4 protein-coding genes and 1 pseudogene are annotated in these 5095 nt (G+C 70.5%); all 5 read right to left on the reverse strand.

Annotation, left to right across the window (positions count from 1 at the left end; translation table 11 throughout):
* Positions 1-9: 9 nt before the first annotated feature.
* Positions 10-351, reverse strand: coding sequence for a nitrite reductase small subunit NirD (gene nirD / locus ABDW35_RS31880; RefSeq protein WP_343717870.1), 342 nt, complete (start codon positions 349-351; stop codon positions 10-12).
* A 221-nt stretch (positions 352-572) separates the two neighbouring features.
* Complete coding sequence (gene nirB, locus ABDW35_RS31885) at positions 573-3038, reverse strand: nitrite reductase large subunit NirB (protein ID WP_343717871.1); 2466 nt, start codon at positions 3036-3038, stop codon at positions 573-575.
* A 14-nt stretch (positions 3039-3052) separates the two neighbouring features.
* Positions 3053-3850, reverse strand: coding sequence for an ABC transporter ATP-binding protein (locus ABDW35_RS31890; protein ID WP_343717872.1), 798 nt, complete (start codon positions 3848-3850; stop codon positions 3053-3055).
* Between the two features lie 10 nt (positions 3851-3860).
* Positions 3861-4766 carry a nitrate ABC transporter permease gene (gene ntrB / locus ABDW35_RS31895; RefSeq protein ID WP_343717873.1) on the reverse strand — a complete coding sequence of 302 codons (906 nt, stop codon included), beginning with the start codon at positions 4764-4766 and terminating at the stop codon, positions 3861-3863.
* Between the two features lie 27 nt (positions 4767-4793).
* A pseudogene (locus tag ABDW35_RS31900) lies at positions 4794-5095 on the reverse strand (bicarbonate-binding protein); the annotation flags it as partial.

A 5095-nucleotide genomic window follows, 5' to 3' on the forward strand; every position in this document is an offset into this window, starting at 1 on the left:
GTGCGGGTCTCAACCATTCGCCACCAGCTGCGGCGCCGGCAGGCCGAGGCGGATGCGGCCGGCCTGCAGCTCGACCGCAATGCGGTGGACGCAGCCCTCGTCCGGCCCCTCGACCGACCCGGTCTCCAGGCTGATCACCCAGGCGTGCAGCGGGCAGGTGACGCTGGTGCCGTGCACGATGCCCTGCGACAGCGGCCCGCCCTTGTGCGGGCAGCGGTCGTACAGCGCGAAGACCCGGTCGTCGGCGGTGCGGAACAGGGCGATGTCGCCCTCCGGGCTCTTCACCACCCGGGCGCCCATCGGCGGGATGTCCTCGATCCCGCCGACATCGATCCACAGTGGTGTGGTCACGACGGCCTCCTCAAGCGACGCCTGCCTTTTCCCAGTCCCCCCTCCCCTTGCGGGAGGGGGGTAGGGGGAGGGGTCTGCGCGCGTCCGCGCGCGAATGGGCGGGGATGCCGCCGCTGGCGGCGCCGGAGCCGGCCGAGAGAACCCCCTCCCCCTGCCCCCCTCCCGCGAGGGGAGGGGGGACTCAAAAGGAAGGGGCCGGAGAAAGGCATCGCGACCATCGCTCACTCCACCGCGGCCAGGCTGCGGAACTCGTGCGCCTCGGCGCCGGCGGCGCGCTCGGCCCAGGGGTCTGCTTGAGCGAATTGCTGGGAGTGCAGGAAGCGGGCGTGCAGCCGCTTGCGCGACTCCGCGTCCTCGACGATCCGGCGCTTGACATGGTCGAGCCCGACCCGCTCGATCCAGGGCGCGGTGCGCTCGAGATAGTGCGATTCCTCGCGGTGCAGCTGCATGAAGGCGCCGCAGTACTCCAGCACCTCGGCCTCGGTCTCGACCTTGCACAGGAAGTCGGTGCCGCGCAGCTTGATGCCGCCATTGCCGCCGACATGCAGCTCCCAGCCGCTGTCGACCGCGATCACGCCGAAATCCTTGATCGTCGCCTCGGCGCAGTTCCGCGGGCAGCCGGAGACCGCCATCTTCACCTTGTGCGGCGTCCAGGTGCCCCAGGTCATCTTCTCCAGCGCGATGCCCATGGATGTGGAATCCTGGGTGCCGAAGCGGCACCATTCCGACCCGACGCAGGTCTTCACCGTGCGCAGCGCCTTGCCGTAAGCGTGGCCGGAGACCATGCCGGCGGCGTTCAGGTCGCGCCAGACATCCGGCAGCTGCTCCTTCTTCACGCCCAGCAGGTCGATGCGCTGGCCGCCGGTCACCTTCACCGACGGGATCTGGTAACGGTCGACCACATCGGCGATCGCCCGCAGCTCCTTCGCGCTGGTGACGCCGCCCCACATCCGCGGCACCACCGAATAGGTGCCGTCCTTCTGGATGTTGGCGTGCACCCGCTCGTTGATGAAGCGGGACTGCTGGTCGTCGGTGTACTCGCCCGGCCAGGCGCAGATCAGGTAGTAGTTCAGCGCCGGCCGGCACCTGGCGCAGCCCTGCGGCGTGCGCCAGCCCAGCTCCTGCATCACCGCGGGGATCGACCGCAGCTCGCGCGCCAGGATCAGCCGCCGCACCTCGTCATGGCCGAAATCGGTGCAGCCGCAGACCGGCTTGATCTTCGGCCCGCCCTCGTAGCCGTCGCCCAGCGTCACCGCCAGCAGGCTCTCGACCAGCCCGGTGCAGGAGCCGCAGGAGGAGGACGCCTTGGTGTGGGCGCGCACCGCGTCCAGGCCGGTCAGCCCCTTCTCGCCGATCGCCTGGACGATGGTGCCCTTGCAGACGCCGTTGCAGCCGCAGATCTCCGCCTCCGGCGGCAGGGCGGCAACGGCCTGCTTAGGGTCCGGCGCCGCACCCCCGGCGGCCGCCAGCGCCTGGCCGAAGATCAGCCCGTCGCGCAGCGGCGCCACGTCCTGGCCCTCGCGCAGCATCTGGAAGAACCAGGCGCCGTCGGCGGTGTCGCCGTACAGCACGGCGCCGGCGATGCGATTGCCCTTCAGCACCAGCCGCTTGTAGACGCCGCGGGCGGCGTCGCGGAACACGATGTCCTCGCAATCCTCGCCGCCCTGGAAGTCGCCGGCCGAGAACACGTCTATGCCGGTGACCTTGAGCTTGGTCGAGGTGACCGAGCCGCGATATTCGCTCCCCGCCGTGCCGGCCAGCTGGTCGGCGACGATCCGGGCCATCTCATACAGCGGCGCCACCAGCCCGTAGGTCCGGCCCTGGTGCTGGACGCATTCGCCGACCGCCAGGATGCAGGGGTCGGAGGTGGTCATGCGGTCGTCGACCACGACGCCGCGCTCGACCGTCAGGCCGGTCTCGCGGGCCAGCGTGGTGGCCGGGCGGATGCCGACCGCCATCACCACCAAATCGGCCGGGATCACCCGCCCGTCCTTCAGCCGCACCGCCTCGACCTTGCCGTCGCCTTCGATCGCGGCGGTGTCGGCCTCGGTCAGCACGGCCAGGCCGCGCCGCTCCAGCTCGCGCTTGAGCAGGTAGGCGGCGGCGGGGTCCAGCTGCCGCTCCATCAGCACCGGCATCAGGTGCAGGACGGTGACCTCCATGCCGTTGGCGCGCAGGCCGTTGGCGGCCTCGAGGCCCAGCAGGCCGCCGCCGATCACCACGGCGCGGGTCCGCCCCTCGCGCGCCGCCGCCAGCATCGCCTCGACATCGGCGATGTCGCGGAAGGTGACGACGCCGGGCAGGTCGCGCCCCGGCACCGGGATCACGATCGGGTCGGAGCCGGTGGCCAGCAGCAGCCGGTCGTAGCGGCAGCGGCTGCCGTCGGCGCCGACCACCTCGCGCGCCTCGCGGACGATCGCCGCCACCCGCACCCCGGCGCGCAGGTCGATGCCGTTGGCCTCGTACCAGGCGCGGTCGTTGATGACGATGTCGTCGAACCGCTTCTCGCCCGCCAGCACCGGCGACAGCATGATGCGGTTGTAGTTCACCTGCGGCTCGGCGCCGAACACGGTGACGGCGTAGCGGCCGGGCGCGCGGGCCAGCAGCTCCTCCACCGCCCGCATCCCGGCCATGCCGTTGCCGACCACCACCAGCCGCTCCTGCGGCCCCCAGCTTCCCTCGGGCATTGCTTCCCTCCCCCTCAGGCGGCCGCGGTGGTGAAGCGCTGGCGCTCGTAGAGGAAGCGCAGCACCTGCACCCGGCACGCGGCGTAGGTCGGATCGTCGGCCAGCGCCAGGCGGCGGCGCGGCCGCTCCAGCGGGATCGGCAGCACCTCGCCGATTGTGGCGCTTGGGCCGTTGGTCATCATCACGATGCGGTCGGACAGCAGCACCGCCTCGTCGACATCATGGGTGATCATCAGCACCGTGTTGCCGAGCGCGGCGTGGATCTCCATCACCGAGTCCTGCAGATGCGCCCGGGTCAGGGCGTCGAGCGCGCCGAAGGGCTCATCCATCAGCAGGATCTTGGGCTGCATCGCCAGCGCTCGGGCGATGCCGACGCGCTGCTTCATGCCGCCGGAGATCTCGCCCGGCCGCTTGTCCTTGGCGTGGGCCATGTGGACCAAGGCCAGGTTGTGCATCACCCAGTCGTGCCGCTCGGCCGCGCTCTTGGACCGGCCGAACACCTTGTCGACGGCGATCCGGACATTGCCGTAGACGGTCAGCCAGGGCAGCAGCGAGTGGTTCTGGAACACGATGGCGCGGTCGGGGCCCGGGCTGTCGACCACCTGGCCGTCCAGCAGAACCTCGCCGGTGGTGGAGCGGACCAGGCCGCCGACGATGTTCAGCAGGGTCGACTTGCCGCAGCCGGAATGGCCGATGATCGACACGAACTCGCCGCTGGCGATGCCGAGATTGACGTCGATCAGGACCTCGCTGACCGCGCTGCCGCGGGTGAAGCGCATGCCGACCTGCTCGATCGAGAGATAGCTGTCCATGGTCGCCTCCTCAGGCCGAGGTGCCGCGGGCGACGAGCGCGCCGGCGAAGCCGATCAGGCGGTCGAGGACGAAGCCGACCAGCCCGACATAGACCAGCGCCACGATGATGTCGCTGATGCGCGAGCTGTTCCACGCGTCCCAGATGAAGAAGCCGATGCCGACGCCGCCGATCAGCATCTCGGCGGCGATGATCGCCAGCCAGGACAGGCCGATGCCGATGCGCAGGCCGGTGAAGATGTAGGGCACGGTGGCCGGCAGGGTGATCTTGGTGAACACCTCCCAGGGCGACAGCCGCAGCACCGCGGCGACGTTGCGGTAGTCCTGCGGGATGTTGCGTACCCCGACCGCGGTGTTGATCACGATCGGCCAGATCGAGGTGATGAAGATCACGAAAATGGCCGAGGGTTCTGCCTGCTGGAACCCGGCCAGCGAGATCGGCAGCCAGGCCAGCGGCGGGATGGTGCGCAGCACCTGGAAGATCGGGTCCAGCCCGCGCATCGCCCAGACGCTCTGGCCGATCAGCACGCCGAGCGCGACTCCGACCACGGCGGCCAGAGCGAAGCCGACCGCCACCCGCGACAGGCTGGTGGCGATCTGCCAGAAGGCGCCCTTGTCGACCCCGCCATTGTCGTAGAATGGATCGATGATGAAGTCCCAGGTGTCGTCCAGCACCTTGAGCGGCGACGGCAGGCTGGAGGCCGGGCTGGAGCACAGCAGCTGCCAGGCCACCAGCAGCAGCGCCAGCACGATCAGCGGCGGGATGACCCGGGCCGCGGCCTCCACGGCGAGGCGGGACAGCACCGGGCCGAGCGGCGGCCGGGCTACCGGCAGGGGCAGCACCCGGCCGGCCGCCTTCGGCTTGGGGGCCGGGGCGGAGGCGGGAGCTTCGGAAACGATCTGGGCGGTCTGAGTCACGAGGCTGGCTCCGGCTGGCTATCGGCGTCAGGCGATCGCTTTGATGGCAAGGCTGGCGAGGTAGGCGTCGGGGGCGTCGGGGTCGAAGACCTTGCCGTCAAAGAAGGTCTCCTTGCCGCGCGAGGTGCCGGCCGGGATCTCCGCCGCCGGCACGCCGATCGCCTGCGCGGCTTGGCGCCACAGATCCTCGCGGTTCACCTTGGCGATCAGCGCCTTGAGGTCGACATCCGGGGCGATGTAGCCCCAGCGCCGGTCCTCGGTCAGGAACCACAGCTCGTGGCTCTGGAACGGGTAGGAGGCGAAATCCCGCCAGAACTTCATCAGCAGCG

This window comes from Inquilinus sp., assembly GCF_039594555.1.
In the GTDB taxonomy this organism is placed as follows: domain Bacteria; phylum Pseudomonadota; class Alphaproteobacteria; order DSM-16000; family Inquilinaceae; genus Inquilinus.